The sequence below is a fragment of the Pseudomonas sp. MH9.2 genome, assembly GCF_034353875.1.
Classification (GTDB): Bacteria; Pseudomonadota; Gammaproteobacteria; order Pseudomonadales; family Pseudomonadaceae; genus Aquipseudomonas.
Genome location: NZ_CP133784.1, coordinates 2,101,408 through 2,121,817, shown reverse-complemented (window position 1 = coordinate 2,121,817; position 20,410 = coordinate 2,101,408). Strand labels below are relative to the sequence as shown.

The window sequence follows — 20,410 nt, the reverse complement described above, 5'->3', positions numbered from 1 at the left end:
GGCGCGCCTATTCAAACTGAGACCGGGCCCTCTCCATGCACACCCGATTGCGCCCAGTGTGTTTGGCGCGATACAACGCGTGGTCGGCGCGGGCAATCAGGCTGTGCAGGGTGTCGTCAGGCTGCAGTTCAGTCAGGCCAACGCTGACGGTGATCTGCAACGACGTGGCGGAAAAGGTGTAGGAGTGCTGCTCTGCCAGCAGACGGATTTTTTCCGCGACTTGCTGAGCGCTGGCGCTGTTGGTGTCCTTGAGCAGGATGATGAACTCTTCGCCGCCCCAGCGACAAATGATATCCGACTGACGCAGGCAGCTTTGCAGGTCCTGAGCGAAGCCTACGAGCACTTCATCGCCCGCCAGATGGCCATGGTCGTCATTGAGACGCTTGAAATGGTCGATGTCGATCAGTAGCGCCGCCAAGGGCTTGGGCTCGCGTTGCGCTTCCTGCATGGCCTTGAGCGCCATCAAATCGAAGCCGCGGCGATTGGGCAGGCCCGTGAGGCTGTCGAGGGTGGCCTGGGCTTCGATCTTACGCTGATAGCGGCCGATGGCCCGGTGCAGCAAGAACATGACCACCAGTGTCACCACCAGGCAGATGAACAGGTTCAGGTACAGCGACTGGCGGATATCGGTGAGGGCGCCGTCTTCCTGTTTGTCGACGAACAGGTACCAGTTCAGTTCTGGGATGAAGCGCACGTTGAGAAAATGGTTCTGGCCTTGCGTCTGGTATTCGAAACTGCCGGTCTGTGGCCTCGGCAGTTTGTCGTGCAAGTCTTTCAGGCCCGGCATGTCCTTGAGGGACTGGCCGATGACGGCTCCCAGTGGTCCACCTTGAGCGCCCGTGAGCACAATCCGGCCGAAGGCGTCGACGAAATACACGCTCCGTTGATACCGCTGCTGATAACGATCGATTAGCTTGATCACCGCATCCACGGTCAGGCCCACACCCGTGGCGCCGATGAAGTTGTCTTTGTAATCGAACACCTTGTAGTTGATGAAGAAGGTCAGGTTGTCCTTGTTGGCCATGTCTGGATCGACGTTGATTTCGTAGGGCGCAGCCATGTCGCGTACCCGGTAGTACCAGATGTCGCGTGGCTCATTGGCGTCGATTTTCTTTAAGACGCCTTTGGCCTGGTAATACTTGAGGCTGGTATTGGAGACAAAAAAGGCCGTATAGGCACTGTAGTGACTCATGACTTCGTTGAGGTAACGGGTCATTTGTTCCGGGTCGTGCTCGCCAGCCACCACCCAGTCACGCATGAAGGTGTCACGAGCCATCATTGATGAGATCAGGATCGGCCGGACCAGGTCTTTCTGGATCTCCGAATACACCGTGTCCGAGGTCAACGGCAGTTCGGTGTTGACGATGCTGTCGCGAATCGACGCCCGCGAGGCGTAATAACTGAGCAGAGATGTCGCCAGAAAACCGCTCCCCAGCAGGACCACCAACGTCAGGATCAACGAACGCTGGGAATTGAGTGGAGAGCGAAGTGGCATGACGAGTCCGGTGAGGAGAAGATCAATAGAGGTCGCATGCTAGCGTGTTGCTACTGTTCTGCGCTATGGCCGATTCAGGTTCACGGTGTAATCGGCATGTTCGCGGTCGGTGCTATATACGCGGGTGAGCGGCCTATCAAAGAGTTGATGGCAGAACAACGGCAGTGCACCAATAAAATTTTGTCGTAGTGGATACCCTGTTCAGACAATGATTTGAAAAGATCCTGCAGGTTCGGATAAGTCATGCCGAGGCGATTTCTGACAGTCAGTACGTCCATGGGCGTAGCGGGAAGACCGTTTAAAGGCGACAGGTTCGAATGACGCACCACGTGACTGATTTCTTGATACGTCTCGCCGCGAGTACTCTGGAATTTCATCAGCGAATAATTCTTGATATTGCCCGGAAGGGATGTTCCGGCCAGCACCTTATCGGTGATGGCATACGGCGGCAGCGGGCCTGGAGGACGCGCGAGGCTGTTGTTTGCGTTATTTAAAATAGAAAACGGTTTGACCCTCTGGCTCACGACTCGGTGAAGCGTTGGGTCGACCAGCTCATAACCATGGGGTGCGTAGGTTCTAAGTTCGGTGCCATTGGGGATCCGTGCAGTGTTAGTCCACGGCAAGTAATGCCCGTGTGTACTTACAACCAGGGTTCTGGCTTGAGCCTTGTCCGAGGTCCAGAGCAGGAATTTTCGACCAAGCTTCCATACTTTGACGGGTAAGGTGCCGAAGGTGCTATGACCGGGAATGTTCCAGGTCTTGAGCAGGCTGTTGGTATTGAAAAATGTTTCCAGGCGGGTTTTACGGGCATTCATTGATCGGCCAAGCCAGGAGCCGAAGCTTTTTGTGGCGGCGGACGTAGCGCTAGCCCCCGCTATGGCTGTTTTCCCCAGAACGTTGAATGTGTTGAACAAACGCAGCAATCGGGGGGTGTAGGGCGCCAGCTGCAACAGCCCTAAAGACAGCACGTTGAGCGCTGTCTGGGTTTTTTCGGTGTTCCGGTTTCCCGGTAATGCTGCTGTCGCGATGCCCAGGTAGATGGACCCGGCGTGAGTCGCAAGAGAGGCCAGCGCCACGGGCGTCAGCAGCAGCGACATGGGCGCCAGCAACAGCTGTAGGTGGTTGAGCTGACGCGTCCAATAGCGCAGCGAAACTTCTTTCGAGGTCACGATGTGTTCATTCGCATCATCTTGATAGTTGCGCTCAAGCGTCTCGCGCATGAAGACGAACGGCGACGAAGTAATGGGCTGCTCGCAGAGGGCTCGGGCTTTGGCTTTATGCAGGTCGTTGGCGTAAACCACGTCTGTCCAGGGCCGAAGCAGGGAGGAAGCCGGGTCGGGGATGCTGTTACCGCTCCAAACATCAAGAAGATACATAAACTTCTCGTGGAGTCTGACCGGTATATAGCTCAACAGCATGCGTTGCCACTGCTTATCCTTGGCGGCGGTTTGTATATAACGGGTAAGTTCGATGTCGCGACTGAATTCGATAAATGCCACGGACTGACCGGCCTGGTACAGCACCGTCAAGGGTGTGTCGGCGTGGGTGAATACCAGCAGACCGGCACAGGGTTGGCATTGCGTGCCTTCTATCAGCGAGGGTTTCAGGTAAAAACCCAACGCTTTGCAGCGGATGCTGGTAGACGTCGTGTCCAGCATTTCGACGATGAGATCGAATCCAGCGCGTGTTAACTGTTTCTGTTTGAGGCTGATCACTGCCTGCGCCATAAAGGTTGTCTTGAACGACTGCTCGATAGCAGTTCCCTGCTTCTCCCAAAACCGGTTGAGTTGTTTCGACATCAGGTCAAGAAAGTTAATGCTCCTGATGTGGCTTTCGATGACCTCCGGGGATATCTCAAGCGCAGCGCCTTCGGACCATTGCCCCTTGCCTGTGGGGTCGGTGTAAACCGTCGTACGGGCGCCGTTATCGATATAACCCACCGGCCGCTCGACCCGGTAGTTACTCAACAGGGCGTTGCTCAGGCTGATCGGGGTTTCGTCGGGGGGTTGAACATACGTGATGGGCGAGTGGGCGCTACCCAATGGGGTGGTCGATGTGCCTCGAACATAGCGAATGAAAACATGATCCGGATTCACATCCAGTTGATGGTCGTTTTTCAGGTAGCTGCGCATCAGTCGGTTGGCGGCCATCAGTGGGTTGGGTATCCGCTTCACGATATCCGGCTGAAGTTCCCAGCGATCAAGAACGCTCACCAGGGTCAGGCCGCGTTCGACCAGCATGAACAAGGCGTCCGTGTGGGTGTGTTGTGAGTGCTGCTCGAATGAAAACGCTTTCTGGGCGCGGGTGAGCGCGGAAAAAATATCCTCATCGAGAGTTTTTATATCGAGAGTGAAGGGCGAGTTCCCTTGTTTGTCGGCAGCGTCCAGATACGACGCGAGCCAGGGCGACGTGTTCAACGCGTCGAGGAGTTTTTGCCTCATTAACTCAGGGTTGTCGCTGATGTATTCGAAAACGGCAGGTTTTTGACCGGTGATGTGAATAAAACTGTGCGATGTATTTTTTGAGGTCAGCTGAAAGATGCCCGGCAGGATTTGGTCATTCAGCAGCACTACACGGACGACCGTGCGCTCGCCTTTGGCTGATGTTTCCAGGGTTTCAACGGTGGTGGGGAACCGGTCGAGTCCCATGGCTTCAAGCGTCAGGTTATAACCGTCCAGGCTGATCATTTTACGCGTGTGGTACCGGCCCAGCGTGTCGAGAAATGAAAGTTTGGCGAGGGTGCGATACGTCAGTTCATGCCTGGCCCAGAAGACGGCAAGTAGGGTCTCGTAGTGTCGAGGCCAGTCCGCCTTGTCGATCAGCGTGAGGACCAGGGTTGTGCTCAGCGAAGGTGTTGCCTCATCAAACAGGCGCTCAGGTTCAGCGCTCTGCATCAGGGCATAAAAACTGGCTGCATCGAAAGAGGTAACCGCCACGTCGGTGAGGGACAGACGCCGCGTGTAAAGTTCTTGCCCATCGACAAAGACGGCCGGACGCGTATCGGTCGTGAAGTTCATGTAAATATGGTCCGGCAGGGAGGGCTTACCGGTCTGCTCAAATAAAAGCCGAGTCAGTTGTTCGTTGACATAGGCGTGCACTCCCGGCGGGCAGTCCATGTCCATCTGCCAGGCTTTCAAACTCAAGGGCGACATGGCGAGCAGTCTGGCGGCGCGGCTCTTTCTGAGCGTGGCGAGTTGTTTGTGGTTTAGCGCTGTGGCGGGTGGCGGTTCCTGCGACAGTCCCTCCAGATGATCGTCGGGCGTTGCGTAATAAAACGGCGACAGCGCAAAGGCTCCAGAGGAAGGTAGGGTATCGCTCTGTTCACTGTGGTTGCCGGTCAGGTGCGTAAGTGCGGGGTGTTCGAGGCTGTATGTTGGGGCGGGTGCAGTGCGTGCTGGAACAGGGGGGACTGGATTTTCTGGGTCATTCATGTGGATGGCTGAACGTGATGAGGGGCGCGTCACTGTGTCATCAGGGATCTCTTCATGTCGTACATCTATGTAACGACGGGGTGCGTGTAAACAGGGGTATGCAGGACGCTGTGGCTGCGCACTGAAACGTGCGCAGCCACGTTCGTCGTCGGGCTACTTAATGGTTGGGTCAGGCACTCAAATAGGCGCGCCATCCGCCTAGGTGGCTGATATCTGTCGCGCCCTCCAGGCCATAAGGTTCGCAGATGAAACCGCTTTCCCAGCGTCCGTCGGCCAACTGAACCTTGCCCAGGCCCAAGGGTGCCGGAATGCCGGAGAGGAATGACCCCAGTTCGCGGCTTGGCAGTTCCCAGACTTCCACGGCAATCGCTACGCCGCCTTGCGCGACCCGCAGCATGCCGGGCCGAAACGGTGGTCCACCGGCCAATGCGTAGAGCTGGTAATCCGCCGAGCTTTGGGTGACCTCCAGCAAGCGGCCACCGCGCTGCTTGAGTTGCCAGTTCAGCGCCAGGCCATCCAGGTGCGCGCCGCACACCACTAAGCGTGCCATGTCGTTGCGGGCGACAGTGGTCGGTGCTGACAGGTTGGGTGCGTGGCCGCCGATCACCGGCAGGCCGGTATGGCGTTGCAGGGCGTCGGCCAGGCTGAGCAGATAGTGATCAGTGAAGACCCGACCGAACAGGGTCACGCCCCACGGCAGGCCGTTGTCCATGAAGGCACTCGGTACGGCGACGGCGGCGTAGTCCAGCAGGTTCATGAAATTGGTGTAGTAACCCAATTCCGAGTTGCGCAGCACCGGTTCAGCCTCCAGTTCGGCGAGGGTCACCGGGCGACCGATGGAGGGCGTCACTACGCAGTCGAGACCTTCAAGGGCTTTGTCGCACAGGGCTTTGAGTGCTTGCAGGCGGTAGTGCGCACGGAACGTTTGCACGCCGGTCACGGCCGGTGCTTTCGACAGTACTGCGCGGATCACCGGCAATACCGCTTCTGGGTTGTGCTCCATCAGTTCGCCCGCAACGCTGTAGCGTTCGGCAACCCATGGGCCGTCATACAGCAGGCGCGCAGCTTCGAGGAAGGGTGACAGGTCCAGCGTCACTGCTTCGCCGCCCATCGCGGTCAGACGGTCGATGGCATCGCCGAACAGCAGGGGCCCTTGCTCGCAGCCGAAGAACGCCAGGTCCTGCGCACGGGGTACGCCGAAACGAAACGGGCGGGGCGCACCGAACGCAGAGGCGTCGTTCCACAGCGGGTTGCTGCGGCTGTATTCGTCACGCGAATCGAGTCGGGCTACCAGACCGAGCAACTGGCTGGCTTCGCGCGCGGTGGCGGTGAAAGTGGTCACGCAATCAAGGGTGCGGCAGGCGGGCACCACCCCGGCAGTGGAGATCAGGCCCTTACTGGCCTTGAGTCCCACCAGATTGTTCAGTGCTGCGGGCACTCGGCCGGACCCGGCGGTGTCGGTGCCGAGGGCGAAGCTGGCGACGCCGAGCGCCACGGCCAACGATGATCCTGCGCTGGAGCCGCCTGACGGGTACTCGGCCAGCACACTGTTCGGGCAGGCCCCATAGGGGGAGCGGCTGCCATTCAGCCCGGTGGCAAACTGGTCGAGGTTGGTTTTGCCCAACGGAATTGCGCCGAGGCCGATCAACTGCTCGACGATGGTCGCCGAGCGCTCCGGGGTATAGGTGAATGCCGGGCAGGCGGCGGTCGTGGGGATGCCGGCCAGGTCGATGTTGTCTTTGATCGCGAACGGCACGCCATACAGCGGCAGGTCGTTGAGGTCGCTGTTTTCCAGCGCGGCCAGATAGGGTTCCAGCTCGGTAGCACTCAGCAGATGGATGAACAGGTGATAGTCCGGGTTCAACGCAGCGGCTTTTTCGCGCAGGGCGAGGATCAGTTGCCGAGGTGTCTGGCGACCGTCTTGATACGCGGCGCGAACGCTGTCGAGGCGCAGGTCGCTTGAATGCAGGTCATGGCTCATGGCGTAATTCCGTCAAAAAAATAAGTAAGTTCAGTCAGCTTCAAGCACCACGACCCGCTGCCCGGCGCGCACCGCCGAGCCGGGCTGCACCCTTACTTCAAGCACGGTGCCAGCCAGGGTTGCCAGTAGCGGAATTTCCATCTTCATCGACTCCAGAATCACCAGCACATCGCCCACTTCAACCCGATGGCCGACCTCGACCTGCACCTGCCACAGGTTGCCGGCGATATGGCTGTCGATGCCGTGCTGGCCTGCGTCAAGAGGGGCGTCGTCGGTGGCTGGGATAGCGGCTTCGTCGCTTTCAAAATGTGCCTGACCGCTGGCGATCCAACGTTCGCGTTCGGCGTTGAAGGCCCCTTGCTGCTGAGCACGAAATGCGGCGATACCCTCGGCTTCACGGGCGAGAAAAGCCTGATAGTCAGCCAGGTTCAAGGTGCTGTGCTCGATGCTTAGCGGGTACCGGCCCAAGGGAAAATCGCGGCGGATGCGCAGCAGCTCTTCGGCGCTGACCGGGTAAAAACGAATCTGATCGAAGAAGCGCAGCAGCCACGGTTTGCCATCGAACGCCGCGACTTCGCGGTAGCGGTTCCACATCTGCAACGTGCGCCCGACAAACTGATAACCACCGGGGCCTTCCATGCCGTACACGCACATATAGGCGCCACCGATGCCGACCGAGTTCTCTGCCGTCCAGGTCCGTGCCGGGTTGTACTTGGTCGTCACCAGCCGGTGCCGTGGGTCGAGCGGGGTGGCGACAGGCGCGCCGAGGTACACGTCGCCCAGGCCCATCACCAGGTAGCTGGCGTCGAACACCGTGCGCTGCACTTGGTCGAGGTTGGGCAGGTCGTTGATGCGGCGGATGAACTCCAGGTTGCTTGGGCACCACGGGGCGTCCTTGCGCACGGTAGTCATGTATTTCTCGATGGCCAACTGGCACGCCGGATCATCCCAGGACAGCGGCAAGTGCACGATTCGCGACGGCACTTGCAGGTCTTTGGCGGCGCACACGGCGTCCCATTCGCCGACGACGATATCCAGTAAATCCGCAAGCGGCAGTTGTTCGGGCTGGTAATGCACTTGCAGGGAACGAATGCCCGGCGTCAGGTCGATCACGCCCTGTAGCGCTTTGGCTTCGAGGGCCTGCATCAGCGCATGACCGCGAAAGCGCAGTACCAGGTCCAGCTCGGGTGCGCCGATTTCCAGGAGCAAATGAGTGTCGCCAGACAGACGCGCCATCAGCCGTGTGTCGTCCTGGCCGATGTCCAATACAACAGGTGAAATTAACCCTTGTGCTAGCGAGCTCATTCGCGATGAGGCCAGATCTGGCACCGCGTCGCTTTCCTCGTGAGCACGTTCGCTCATGCAGAAGATCGCGCGTGCAGCATCGATACTGACCGGATGGAACTGCACGTTGTCGCCGGCCTTGAGTTGCCCCAGTTGCCAGAGGTCGGCTTCGATGATGGTCACCGGGCAGACGAAACCGCCCAGGCTCGGGCCATCCGGGCCAAGGATGACCGGCATGTCGCCAGTGAAATCCACGGCGCCGATGGCGTACGGGTTGTCGTGGATGTTCGAGGGGTGCAAGCCCGCTTCGCCACCGTCGGCGCGGACCCATTCCGGCTTGGGACCAATCAGGCGGACGCCTGTACGGCTGGAGTTGAAATGCACTTCCCATTGGGTGGCGAAGAAGGTCTCGATGTAGCGCTCGGTGAAATATTCCGGCGCGCCATGGGGGCCGTAAATGACCCGGATCTGACGCACGGCAGGCAAGGCGTGAAGCTGGTCGTCCGGTACGCGCTGACCGATGCTGCGGTCACTCAGGGCTGGAATGTGCAGCACGTCGCCAGCCCGCAAAGCGCGGCCGCCATGCCCGCCAAATTGACCCAGGGTGAACGTGCTTTTGCTGCCCAGATAGTCCGGCAGCTCCAACCCGCCGCGCACACAGAGGTAGCTTCGTGCACCGGCGCCCGCGATGGTGCCCAGCGCCAGGGTTGAACCGGCGGGTACCAGCAACGCGGTATTCAGCGCCTGAGGCTGACCGTCCAGGGTCAGCGGAATCGGCGCGCCGGTGATGGCAACCACGGCGTCGGTGTTGAAGCGCAGCAGCGGGCCGCTCATGGTGATTTCCAGCGCGGCACAGCCTTCGGCGTTGCCCAGCAGGCGGTTGCCCAGACGCAGTGCGCGACTGTCCATTGGCCCGGACGGCGGCACACCGACCGCCCAGTAACCGAGACGCCCGGGATAGTCCTGCACGCTGGTCTGGGTACCGCCACTCAGCACTTCAAAGGTGTTGGCGCGATACACCAGACCTTCCAGGCACCGAGTCCATGGCTGGCCACTGGCAAAGGGCGCGTCGAGCAGAATCTGCCGCAGGTAATCGCGGTTGGTTTCCACGCCATACAGGTGGCTGTCGCTCAGCGCTTGAGCAAGTCCGGCGCTGGCCTGCTCACGGGTTGGCGCCCAACTGATCAGCTTGGCAATCATGGGGTCGAAGAACGGCGGGATCTCGCAACCGGCTTCGACCCAGGTGTCGATGCGCAAGGTCTTGCCATCGGCGGTCGGGAAATTCACCGCAGTCAGCAAGCCGGGGCAGGGCTGGAAATCCCGGCCCGGGTCTTCGGCATACAGCCGCGCCTGAATCGCATGACCGTTCGCCTGCAAGCCCGTGCGCAACTGACTGAGTGGCGGTAGATCACCCGCTGCCAGCTGGACCATCCAGCTGACCAGATCGACGCCCCACACTTGTTCAGTGACCCCGTGCTCGACCTGCAAGCGGGTGTTCACTTCGAGGAAATAGAAACGCTGGTCCTCGCTGTCGAACACGAACTCCACGGTCCCGGCGCTGCGGTAATTGACCGCTTTGGCCAGCTTGATCGCTGCCGCACACAGTTCGTCGGCCATGCCGTCTGGCAGGTTCGGCGCCGGGGTTTCTTCGAGGACTTTCTGGTTGCGCCGTTGTACCGAGCAATCACGCACACCGAGGGCGATAACGTCGCCCTGGCCGTCGCCGAACACCTGTACTTCCAAGTGCCGGGCGCGCTGGATGTACTTCTCGATAAAGACGCCAGCGTCGCTGAAGTTGTTCTGTCCCAGACGTTTCACCGCGTCGAACGATTCGCTCAGTTCGAGCGCACTGCGGCACACGCGCATGCCGATCCCGCCACCGCCTGCTGTGCTTTTCAGCATCACCGGGTAGCCGATCTGTTCGCCCGCGTTGAGGGCGTCGTCGAGGCTGTCGAGCAGTTCGGTGCCCTCAAGCATCGGCACGCCGTGTTGCTTGGCCAGTGCGCGTGCCGTGTGTTTGAGGCCGAACACCCGAAGCTGGTCGGGTGTCGGGCCGACGAAGGCGATGCCAGCGTCTTCGCAGGCTTGGGCGAACGCGGCGTTTTCGGAGAGGAAGCCGTAACCGGGATGGATCGCCGTGGCGCCGCTGGCTTTGGCGATGGCGAGTATTTTATCCACCGCCAAATAGGTCCCGGCTGCGCCACCTTCACCCAGGCTATGGGCTTCATCGGCTTGAAGAATATGCAGGCTGGCGGCATCGGCTTCGGAATAGACCGCCACGCCCTTGACCTGCAAGGCGCGCAAGGTACGCAGGATGCGGCAGGCAATGGCGCCACGGTTGGCGATCAGCAGTGTCTTGAACATGGCATAAACCCCAGAAACCGATGGCTGATCGGTTTCTTGCCGGGAAGCGGGCCGTCCCGCTGTTTTCGTAGTGCCTCGAGGCCGTCCCCGATGGCGAAACCTGGTGCTCTTACAGGGGAGGCTGGCGCTTTGACGCCACGCACTGCCCGGAGCGGCTTTGGCACAGGCTGAATAACCAGCTGCGTAGCTTCAAAAGATTCAGTTCCATATCAGCAACTGCGCAGGTGTCGGGTTGTAGGCGTTGCACGGGTTGTTCAGTTGCGGGCAGTTGGAAATCAGCACGATCACGTCCATTTCCGCGCGCAGTTCGACGTATTTACCGGGCGCCGAGATGCCATCTTCGAAGGTCAGGCCGCCGTCTGCGGTGACCGGCACGTTCATGAAGAAATTGATGTTCGGGCCGATGTCACCTTTGCTCAGGCGACCGTCATGGGCACAGGCGCGCAGGTAGTTGTCGCGGCAACTGTGCATGTGACGTTTTTCCAGAGAGTAGCGCACGGTGTTGCTCTCCTGCGCGCAAGCGCCGCCGAGGGTGTCATGGCGTCCGCAGGTGTCTTCGACGATGGTCAGCATCGGTTTGCCGAGGTTGGAATACAGCACGCTGCCGGTGGTCAGGTACACGCTGTTCTGCCGCCGCAAGGTACGCTGCACGTCATACCGTTCGCGGGGGTTGGCCAGGCTGTAGAACAGCGTATCGACTGCTTGATTGCCTTCCAGGTCGAGGATGCGCAGGGTTTGTCCGGCCTTGACTTCGCTCAGCCAGGGCTCGCCTGCGGGGATGGTCGCGTTGTAGATCGCCGCTTCCGGCTGTTTGGAGAGTGTGGTCATGGCAGCGATCCTCAGGCGAACAGGCGATCAGTGTTGATAAAACCGCGCTCGTTTTCCGGGCGCGAGGTACGGCAGTACTCGGCGATGCTGGGATCGGCGTTCATCCAGCCGAGCTTGAGCGGTTTGGGGGCGTACTGTGGATCAGGGTCCATCGGGTGCTGCAGGGCGGTCAGCACCACCAGGGTGTCCATCGGCGCATACAGCTCGATGTAGTCACCGGCTTTGGAGTTGTTCGCAACGAAGTGAAAGTGTCCGTCTTCGTCGACCCGGACTTTGCTGAACAGGTTCAGGGTCATCAGCAGGTCGGACAGGCCCAGGCCCCATTTACCCAGTTCCACCAGCAGGTTATCGGTGCCGTTGCGAAAGAAGCCGTTGCGCAGTTCCTGATAGCGGCCTTGGCCATATTTTTCCGCGACCTCTTCAGCGCACAGCACCCCACCGAAGCTGTCGCTCCAGCCGCAGGTGTCCGCCGTGATCGCTGCCAGCACCCGGCCCATGTCCGAGTACAGGCAGTGGCCGGTGGTCAGTTTTGCGGTGTGTTGGCATTTGAGGCTGTCCGGCAGGTTCAGCCGTTCGGTTTTCTCGTTGGCGTTAAGCAGGGTCAGGCTGACGTTGGCGCCGCCACGGACGTCGGTCAGGCGCAGCAGTTGGCCGCGCTTGAGCACGAACGAACGGTGGCCGCCGCCGGGCAGGATTTCTTCAGCAAAGACGGGGAACAGGGATGTTGAGTCGGTCATGTGCGCGTTCATAAAAAAGATCCTCTAAACCGTTTGCAGCGAATCAATGGCGGCGCGTGCGGCGCGGCGATCGCTGTTCAAGGGAATGTCGTAGGTGATGCGGGCGCCATAAGCGCCGGGCGCATGGGGGTCATGGCGAACCTTGTCGAACACCAGCAGACGGGTGCCGAGGTTGAAACCCTCGGACAGGTCGTGGGTGACCATGAACACAGTCAGGCGAGTCTCGCGCCACAGCTCCAGCAACAAGACATGCATGTCCTTGCGGATACCCGGATCGAGCGCGCCGAAGGGCTCGTCCAGCAGCAACACGCGCGGTTTCATGATCAGCGCTTGAGCGATGGCCAGCCGTTGCTGCATGCCGCCCGACAATTGCGTCGGGTACTTGTCCTGCGCATGGGCCAGGCCCACTTTGCTCAGCACGGCCGCGGCCTGTTCCCGAGCCTCGCGTTTGGCCGTGCCGAACAGGCGTCCAAGCAGTGGCGAGCGTGGCAATTCCAGACCCAGAGCAACGTTGTCCAGCACTGACAGATGCGGAAACACTGAGTAGCGCTGAAACACCACGCCACGGCTGGCGTCCGGTTCGCCAGCCAGCGGCTTGCCGTCGAGATGGATCTGGCCGCGACTGGGCACTTCCTGGCCGAGCAGCAAGCGCAAGAAAGTGGATTTGCCGCAGCCCGAGGCGCCGACCAAGGTGCAGAACTCACCTTCGTTGACGCTCAGGTTCAGGCCTTCGAGCACCACTTGATCGTCGTACTGTTGCCAGACGTTTTTCACCGAAATAAAGCTCATCCGCGTGCCCCTTCATACCAGGGGAATGCACGCCGGGTCAGGGCCTTGAGCCCCCAATCCATCAGCCAGGCGAGCAGGGTGATCCAGACCACGTAGGGCAGGATCACGTCCATGGCCAGGTAGCGTCGTACCAGAAAAATCCGATACCCCAAGCCGTCGGTGGAGGCAATGGCTTCGGCCGCGATCAGGAACAACCAAGCCGAACCCAGCACCAGACGCAAGGCAATCAGCAGGCGTGGCAGCAGTTGCGGCAGGATCACCCGCAGGACCAAGGTCCAGGTCGAGGCGCCGAGGGTCTGCGCCTTGATCAGCAGCTCGACCGGAATCTCCCGGGCGCGCTGCTCCAGATCCCGCGCCAGGATCGGTGTAATGCCAATCACAATCAGCATGACTTTCGACAGCTCACCTAAGCCAAACACGATGAACAGGATCGGCAGAATCGCCAGCGGCGGGACCATCGACAACACCGTCAGCAGCGGTGACAACGGTGCGCCGAACAGCGGCAGAATCCCCGACGCGATACCCAGGCACAAGCCGAGCAGGGCGCTGATGCCAAGACCAATCGCCAGGCGTTGCAGGCTGGAGGCAGTGTCTTGCCACAGTAGATAACCGCCGCTGCGTTGGTCTTCGGTAAAGGCCATGCGCTTGACCGCATCGGTCATCTGCACCGCGCTGGGCAGCAGTTTGTCGTTGGGGTTTTCCGTCAGCCGAGTCGCCGATCCCATGAAATAGGCGAACAGCAACAAGGCGAACGGCAGGATCACCAAAATCAGACGGCTGGCGCGATCCGGGCGGCGGTTTATCAAGCGCATGGCAATAACCTTTGGGCTGGAACGCGATTACAATTTGCCTTCGGCAGCCATCTGTACGTAGCTCGGGTCGAAGCGCAGCTTGAGGTTGGTCTTGTCGCCGCTGGTCACGCCGTTGGCGAAAGACATGCCGATTGCACTGGTGTCCTTGGCACCCTCACCGAGCAGCCCATGTTGAAAGGAGAACTCGGCGACCTTGCGCATGGTTTGTGGCAGTTGAGCGCTGGCGGCGAAGTCGAGTGCTTCCTTGGGGGTCGCGAACAGCTTGGTGGTGTTCAGTTGCGACTGGAAGCCAGCCAGGTCGGTGCCCGAGGCTTTGGCCATGTGTTCCAGTGCAGCGGTGCTGGCGGCGGATTTGCTGTTCATCAGTGCGACCACTTCGAACCAGGCTCCGGTCAGGGCCTTGCCCAGTGCCGGGTTGTCTTTCAGGGTCTGGGTGTTGACCACCATCATGTCCATGATTTCGCCAGGAATCTTGCTCGAATCGAACACTTCGGTCACGCCGGGTTTGGCCTTGATGTCCGAAAGCATTGGGTTCCAGGTGGTCACCGCTTTGACGTCATCGGTGTTGAAGGCAGCAGAAATGTCGGCATCCGAGGTGTTGACGACCTTAAGGTCTTTCTCGGTAAGGTCAGCGCTGTCCAAGGCACGGGCCAGCAAGTAGTGAGAAACCGACAGCTCGACCAGATTAACCTTCATGCCTTTGAGGTCGGCAACTTTCTTGCCTTCACCCTTGATCACGATGCCGTCGTTGCCGTTGGAGAAATCGCTGACGATCAGCGCGGTGCTGTCGACGCCACCTGCGGCCGGAATAGTCAGCGCGTCCATGTTGGTCATGGAGCAGCCATCGAATTGGCCGGCGGTGTATTGGTTGATCGATTCGACGTAGTCGTTGATCTGGGTGACATCAATGGTGATGCCGTATTTCTTCGCCCATTTGTCGACGATGCCTTGGGTGCCCGCGTATTCCCAGGGCATCCAGCCGGCATAGATGGTCCAGCAAACGTTGAAGTGTTCTTTCGGGGCGGCGTGTGCCGAGAGGCTCAATGCCGCGACGAGGCCAGCGGCGAGCATGGCGAACAGACGGGGCTTTTTAATGTTGCTCTGCATATAAGAACCTCCAGTAGGAAAAAAAACGAGCGGTCAGGAGTCACGCGACACCACTGGTGTCCTGTCTCCCGGGCTTTTATCCCGCCGTGTAACCTCTACTGGAGGTCGCCAACTCTCGGACCAGCCACTCGCGTCAAGCGAATCGGAACCCTAGTCAGCTATTGTAAATTGTGGTGCCGCGAACCTGTTTTGACTCCTGCACATCAAGTCATAAGCGAGAGGCGTGCCAAGTCTCACCACGCCTTGCGGCAGTTGGGTTGCGCAGTTGAAGGGGGAGCGAGAACGGGAGTGGGTGCTTTAGCGTGGTGCGTGCACGCACCTGTTTGGGGCGCATCTTGAGTGGGATATAGTTTTTGGGGCAGGGCACTCGGTGAATTATTTGCGGTCTGATTTTTCGTCAGTCAGCGGTTTTGACCGATGCCGACCAGCGTCGCTGGTTTGAGCTCTCTAGCGGTCCAGGAGGCCGCCATGTATCGACGACCCTTGCTTATAGTTGTGCTTGGTTTAATCCTCGCTGGTTGTTATGCAGGTCCCGGTTATTACGAATCCGATGTCTATACACAGCCGGTTTACGGTGGCGCTTACTATGGCAGTTATGACCGGTCCTACCGTCCGAGCTATTACGTAGCGCCTCCCCGTTATTACGGGCCGCGTCCGGCGCCTTATTACGCCCCTCGGCCTGATTATGGTCCGAGACCTATGCCTTACGCCGGACGGGGTTACTACCGCAGTGATCAGGGTGGCCATGAGGGTCGTGGCGGACACTACAACCCTTCATGGAATGAAGGCCGGAATGACGGTGACCGTGGACACGGTGGTGGCAGTCGCGGTCATGACAATGGTTCAGGCGGCCGGGGTGATCACGGCAATCGCGGAGGCGACGGCCGTGGCGGCGATGGTCGGGGTGGAAACAGGTGAAGCGTCGCTACGTCGGCGCTTCACCTGCTTTAAGGGTCTAGTAGTCTAAAAGGTCCGCCAGGGGGTGCCGTCCTTCCCATACCTTGGCGAAGTGCGCATCGATCACGGCGTCCGGGATGTTGGCGACGTCTTGCCAGTGCCAATGAGGCTTTTGATCCTTATCGATCAGGCGCGCCCGCACGCCTTCGCTGAACTCGGGATGACGACAGCAATTCAGGCTCAGGGTGTATTCCATCTGGAATACCTGAGCCAGCGACATGTGTCGGGCGCGGACAATCTGCTCCCACACCAGATGGGCAGTCAGGGGGCAACCTTCAGTCAGATTCTTTGCCGCACGGCTGAGCAGGGCATCGCCGTGCGTGTTCCATTGACTGATGGCACGCCAGGCGCACGGCAGAGTCGCGACGTCCAGCAGTTCATCAATCTGCGCTCGACGCGGCAACCATTGCGCATCAGGCAATTGCCCGATGGCTTCCTGTTGCAGCGCCTTGAGCAGGCTGTTGAGTTGCACCGGGCTTTGTTCCTGCCAGTTCAGTTGTAGCAGCCCCTCGACCAACTCTTCTTGCTGTTCATCCAGCAGGAAACGGTCGGCCAGGTCCAGATCCAGCGCGTCGCGCCCGTTGATGTGTGAACCGGTCAGTCCGAGGAACAGGCCCAGTTTGCCGGGCAGTCGGGAAAGGAACCAACTGGCGCCGACATCAGGGTATAAGCCGATACTGACTTCCGGCATTGCCAGGCGACTGGTCGGGGTGACGATGCGAATGCCCGCGCCTTGCAACAAGCCCATGCCGCCACCCAGCACGTAACCATGGCCCCAGCAGATCAAGGGTTTGGGGTACGTGTGCAGACGGTAATCGAGCCGGTATTCCGCCGCGAAAAAATGCGCGGCCAGCGGTGGGACTTCGCCGGGATGGGCACGGCAGGCGTCGACCAATGCTCGTACATCGCCGCCGGCACAAAAAAATTTAGAGCCATTGCCGCGCAGCAGTACACAAACGATTTGCGGGTCATCGGCCCATTTTTCAAGGCGATCCATCAGCGCCTGGATCATCGGCAGCGACAACGCATTCAGAGACTTTTCCGCATCCAGGCTGGCAACACCAATGCGCGCGCCGTCTTGGGCGTGGAGTTCTTCAAATTGCAGATTCATCATGACCTCTCGGGGGGCGGGGCAACTGTCCATTGGGTCTGTGATACCCCTATGCGGGGGTAAGTTGCAAACGGTGATTACAGGGAGTGTAGGAAAGAGGCAGGGGCCGCGTGGTGCAATGACATTGGTCGATTGACATCGGCGGCCAGCTTTCCTAGTGTCCGCGCATTGATTTTTGCAGGTGTGCCATGACAAACGATGACCGTATCAAACTCGAATCCGGCTGGAAGCACGCGTTGCGTGAGGAATTCGAAAAACCGTATATGAACGAACTGCGTGAGTTCTTGCGCCAGGAGCACACCGCAGGCAAGGAAATCTATCCACCGGGCCCGATGATCTTCAATGCGTTGAACTCGACGCCGCTGGACAAGGTCAAGGTGGTGATCCTTGGCCAGGATCCGTACCACGGCCCAGGTCAGGCCCATGGCTTGTGCTTCTCGGTGCAGCCAGGCGTGCCAACGCCGCCATCGCTGGTCAATATCTATAAAGAGCTCAAGCGTGACCTGAACATCGACATCGCCAATCACGGCTGCTTGCAGTCCTGGGCCGATCAGGGCGTGCTGCTGCTCAACACCACCATGACTGTCGAACGCGCGAACGCTGCTTCACACGCAAAAAAAGGCTGGCAGATCTTCACCGATAAGGTGATTGAGGTCGTCAGCGAACATCAGCCGCATCTGGTGTTTATGCTGTGGGGTGCTCATGCCCAAAGCAAACAGAAACTGATCGACGCCAGCAAACACCTGGTACTGACCTCGGTACACCCCTCGCCGCTGTCCGCCTACAAAGGCTTTCTCGGCAACGGACACTTTGGCCGGGCCAACAAGTTCTTGCAACAGAATGGATTGACACCGATTGACTGGAGATTGCCGCCGGTTTGACCTGAATGCAGTGGCGGGCATCCTGCCATCTTCGCGAATGAATTCGTTCCCACAGAAAATAGCGAGCTCATTCGCGAACGGGTCAACCCGGTCTCTACTCAGCCCGCTTATCCCAGTGCCGAAACAGCGGCTCGGCGAGGAACAGTACAAACAGCAGGCGCATGACCTGCATTGCCGTGACCAGCGGCACCGACAGTTGTAAGACTTCCGCTGTCAGGCTCATTTCGGCGATGCCGCCGGGCATCATGCCCAGGGTCAGTGAGCGCAGGTCCAGATGGGTCATCACACTCAGGCACCCAGCGGCGAGGGCGGCGATCAGCATGGTCAGTGCAGTGCCCAGCAATGTTCGGCCAATAAACGACGGCGCCCGCCGAAAGAACGAACGATTGAAATGGCAGCCCAGGCCGCTTCCGATCAGCCATTGGCCGATCTGGCTGCCGCCTTGCGGTAAGCCGATGTGCAAGTCCCAAGTGATGCTTGCGGCCGCACTGAGCAATAGCGGTCCGAACAGCCATGGATTGGGTTGCTTCAGCCGTTGCCAGAGCCACGCCAGCAGTCCGCCTGCGGGAAACAGCACCAGCAGCCAGGACCAGTCAACGGCTGCCGGATTCGATGCAGGCGCACCGTCGCCCAGCAGATACTTGAACAGTGCGGGCACGCACAGCACCACCATCAACACTCGCAAACTCTGTCCCGCCGCGACGCTGCTGAGGATTGCGCCGTTGCGCGCCCCGAGGTTGACCATTTCGCCAGAGCCGCCCGGCATGCTGGAAAAGAACGCCGTTGCGCGATCTTCGCCGCTACGTCGCATCAGCCAAACTCCGACTACGCTGGAAACACTGGTGACCAGTGCTCCGAAGAAGATCAGGCCGAAATGCGACATGACCTGTTCGATGACAACCGGCGTGAAGTGCAGGCCGATGCCAATCCCGACAATCCACTGCCCGCCTTTACGGCCGCCGGGGATTTCCGCAAGTTGCCAGGGCGTCAGGCAGCGCACCAGGATGATCGCCAGCAGCGAGCCCACCATCCACGGCAGCGGCCAGCCAACCTGGCTGGCGAGGTAACCGCCCAGCAGGCCGACCAGCGGGGTTCCCCACCACGTATTTAAAGGGCGATCAGACATTAGCCACGGCACGACGCTGCCGGGAGCGCTTGCGCCAGATCCGCACGACAGGCATCAGCAGCATGATGGCCGTCAGCACCCATATCCCGAAGGTAATCGGGCTGGACCAAAGAATTTCCAGCGCACCGTTGGAGATCGACAGGGCACGGCGCAGGTTCTGTTCCATCAAGCCGCCGAGGATAAAGCCCAGCAGGACCGGCGACAGAGGGAAGTCCATCTTGCGCAGGATGTAGCCGAAGATACCGATACCGACCATCAAGAACAGGTCGAAGGTGGTGGCATGCACGGCGTAGACGCCAATCGCAGTGATGATCGCGATCACTGGCACCAGCGCCCAGTTCGGCACAGCGAGGATGCGGGTGAAGATGCGGATCATCGGGATGTTGAGGATCACCAGCATGACGTTGGCGACGAACAACGAGGCGATCAGGCCCCAGACGATGTCGGGCTGCTGTTGAAACAGCAAAGGGCCAGGCGTGATGTTGTACAGCGACAATGCGCCGATCATCACTGCTGTCGTTCCCGAGCCCGGGACACCGAGGGTCAGCATCGGCACCAGCGCTCCACATGCCGCACCGCCGATGGCGGTTTCCGGGGCCGCGAGGCCGCGTATGTCACCTTGTCCGAATTTGCCGGTCTTGCCCGCCAGACGCTTCTCGGTCATGTAGGCCACGGCGCTGGCCAGTGTCGCGCCAGCACCCGGCAGCACGCCCATGATGAAACCGAGCACACCGCAACGCAGGTTCACCACGAACACCGAGCTGGCTTCTTTGAAGTTGAACATCATGCGGCCGGTGGCTTTGACCGCCTCTTGCCCGCGATGGGTTTTTTCCAGCAGCAATAGAATTTCGCTGATCGAGAACAGCCCCAGAACCAACACCACGAACTGAATCCCGTCAGTCAGGTGGATATTGTCGCCGGTGAAACGGTACACACCGCTGTTGGCGTCGATGCCGACCGTGGACAGAAACAGCCCGATCAGCGCCGCGATAAACGTCTTCAGTGGACGATCACCGGCCATGCCGCCGAGGCAGACGATTGCGAACACCATCAGTACGAAATATTCCGCCGGTCCGAAGGCAATCGCCCACTTCGCCAGCAAGGGCGCGAACAGCACCATGCCGCAGGTGGCAATGAACGCACCGATAAACGAGCTCCACGCCGACAGCGACAAGGCGACACCGGCCAGACCCTGGCGAGCCATCGGGTAACCGTCGAGAGTGGTCATCACCGTGGACGCTTCGCCCGGAATGTTCAGCAGGATCGAGCTGATCCGGCCGCCGTATTCGCAGCCCAGGTACACCGCCGCCAGCAGGATCAACGCTGACTCCGGGGGTAACCCGAGGGCGAACGCGATAGGGATCAACAGCGCCACGCCATTGATCGGGCCAAGGCCGGGCAGCAAACCGACAACGGTGCCAATCAGGGTGCCACACAGGGCGGTGATCAAGTTGTAAGGGGTCAGCGCAACGCCGAAGCCTTGGCTCAGGTAGCTAAAAGTGTCCAC

14 protein-coding genes and 1 riboswitch are annotated in these 20,410 nt (G+C 59.8%); of the genes, 2 read left to right on the top strand and 12 right to left on the bottom strand.

All coding sequences use genetic code 11. The annotated features are described in order from the left end of the window. Positions 1-7: 7 nt before the first annotated feature. The 9 genes from RHM55_RS09910 to RHM55_RS09870 all read right to left on the bottom strand — a co-directional run bounded on the left by RHM55_RS09910 (position 8) and on the right by RHM55_RS09870 (position 14,828). Complete coding sequence (locus tag RHM55_RS09910; protein WP_322181573.1) at positions 8-1,495, bottom strand: sensor domain-containing diguanylate cyclase; 1,488 nt, start codon at positions 1,493-1,495, stop codon at positions 8-10. An 80-nt stretch (positions 1,496-1,575) separates the two neighbouring features. Next, positions 1,576-4,926, bottom strand: a complete 3,351-nt coding sequence (locus RHM55_RS09905; protein WP_322181571.1) for a dermonecrotic toxin domain-containing protein — start codon at positions 4,924-4,926, stop codon at positions 1,576-1,578. Positions 4,927-5,095: 169 nt separating this feature from the next. Further along, the gene (gene atzF / locus RHM55_RS09900) at positions 5,096-6,907 is read right to left on the bottom strand and encodes an allophanate hydrolase (RefSeq protein ID WP_322181569.1); all 1,812 of its coding nucleotides are present in this window, start codon (positions 6,905-6,907) and stop codon (positions 5,096-5,098) included. A 30-nt stretch (positions 6,908-6,937) separates the two neighbouring features. Further along, positions 6,938-10,555 carry an urea carboxylase gene (gene uca, locus RHM55_RS09895; protein ID WP_322181567.1) on the bottom strand — a complete coding sequence of 1,206 codons (3,618 nt, stop codon included), beginning with the start codon at positions 10,553-10,555 and terminating at the stop codon, positions 6,938-6,940. Between the two features lie 198 nt (positions 10,556-10,753). Next, entirely contained in the window at positions 10,754-11,383 is a 630-nt protein-coding gene (locus RHM55_RS09890) for an urea amidolyase associated protein UAAP2 (RefSeq protein WP_322181565.1), read from the bottom strand. A gap of 11 nt (positions 11,384-11,394) precedes the next feature. After that, complete coding sequence (locus tag RHM55_RS09885) at positions 11,395-12,120, bottom strand: urea amidolyase associated protein UAAP1 (protein WP_322181563.1); 726 nt, start codon at positions 12,118-12,120, stop codon at positions 11,395-11,397. 24 nt (positions 12,121-12,144) lie between these two features. Continuing rightward, positions 12,145-12,909 (bottom strand): ABC transporter ATP-binding protein, encoded by a 765-nt coding sequence (locus RHM55_RS09880; protein ID WP_322181561.1) that lies wholly within the window; start codon positions 12,907-12,909, stop codon positions 12,145-12,147. Further along, positions 12,906-13,721: an ABC transporter permease gene (locus RHM55_RS09875; protein ID WP_322181559.1), complete on the bottom strand. Its 816-nt coding sequence runs from the start codon at positions 13,719-13,721 to the stop codon at positions 12,906-12,908. Before RHM55_RS09875 ends, RHM55_RS09880 begins: the two co-directional genes overlap by 4 nt. Before the next feature lie 27 nt (positions 13,722-13,748). Next, complete coding sequence (locus RHM55_RS09870; protein ID WP_416152007.1) at positions 13,749-14,828, bottom strand: putative urea ABC transporter substrate-binding protein; 1,080 nt, start codon at positions 14,826-14,828, stop codon at positions 13,749-13,751. A gap of 63 nt (positions 14,829-14,891) precedes the next feature. Further along, positions 14,892-14,993, bottom strand: a riboswitch (guanidine-I (ykkC/yxkD leader). Positions 14,994-15,296: 303 nt separating this feature from the next. Between RHM55_RS09870 and RHM55_RS09865 the strand changes: the two genes are divergently transcribed. After that, complete coding sequence (locus tag RHM55_RS09865) at positions 15,297-15,746, top strand: hypothetical protein (RefSeq protein ID WP_322181557.1); 450 nt, start codon at positions 15,297-15,299, stop codon at positions 15,744-15,746. Positions 15,747-15,783: 37 nt separating this feature from the next. On the opposite strand, the gene RHM55_RS09860 is transcribed toward RHM55_RS09865, so the two are convergent. Continuing rightward, the gene (locus RHM55_RS09860; protein ID WP_322181555.1) at positions 15,784-16,896 is read right to left on the bottom strand and encodes an enoyl-CoA hydratase/isomerase family protein; all 1,113 of its coding nucleotides are present in this window, start codon (positions 16,894-16,896) and stop codon (positions 15,784-15,786) included. A 188-nt stretch (positions 16,897-17,084) separates the two neighbouring features. Between RHM55_RS09860 and ung the strand changes: the two genes are divergently transcribed. Next, positions 17,085-17,777: a uracil-DNA glycosylase gene (ung, locus tag RHM55_RS09855; protein WP_219062123.1), complete on the top strand. Its 693-nt coding sequence runs from the start codon at positions 17,085-17,087 to the stop codon at positions 17,775-17,777. Positions 17,778-17,871: 94 nt separating this feature from the next. On the opposite strand, the gene RHM55_RS09850 is transcribed toward ung, so the two are convergent. Beyond that, complete coding sequence (locus RHM55_RS09850) at positions 17,872-18,903, bottom strand: AbrB family transcriptional regulator (protein WP_322181553.1); 1,032 nt, start codon at positions 18,901-18,903, stop codon at positions 17,872-17,874. Further along, a complete protein-coding gene (locus RHM55_RS09845; protein WP_322181551.1) occupies positions 18,896-20,410 on the bottom strand; it encodes a tripartite tricarboxylate transporter permease in 1,515 nt (504 codons plus the stop codon). The genes RHM55_RS09850 and RHM55_RS09845 overlap by 8 nt, the downstream gene beginning before the upstream one ends.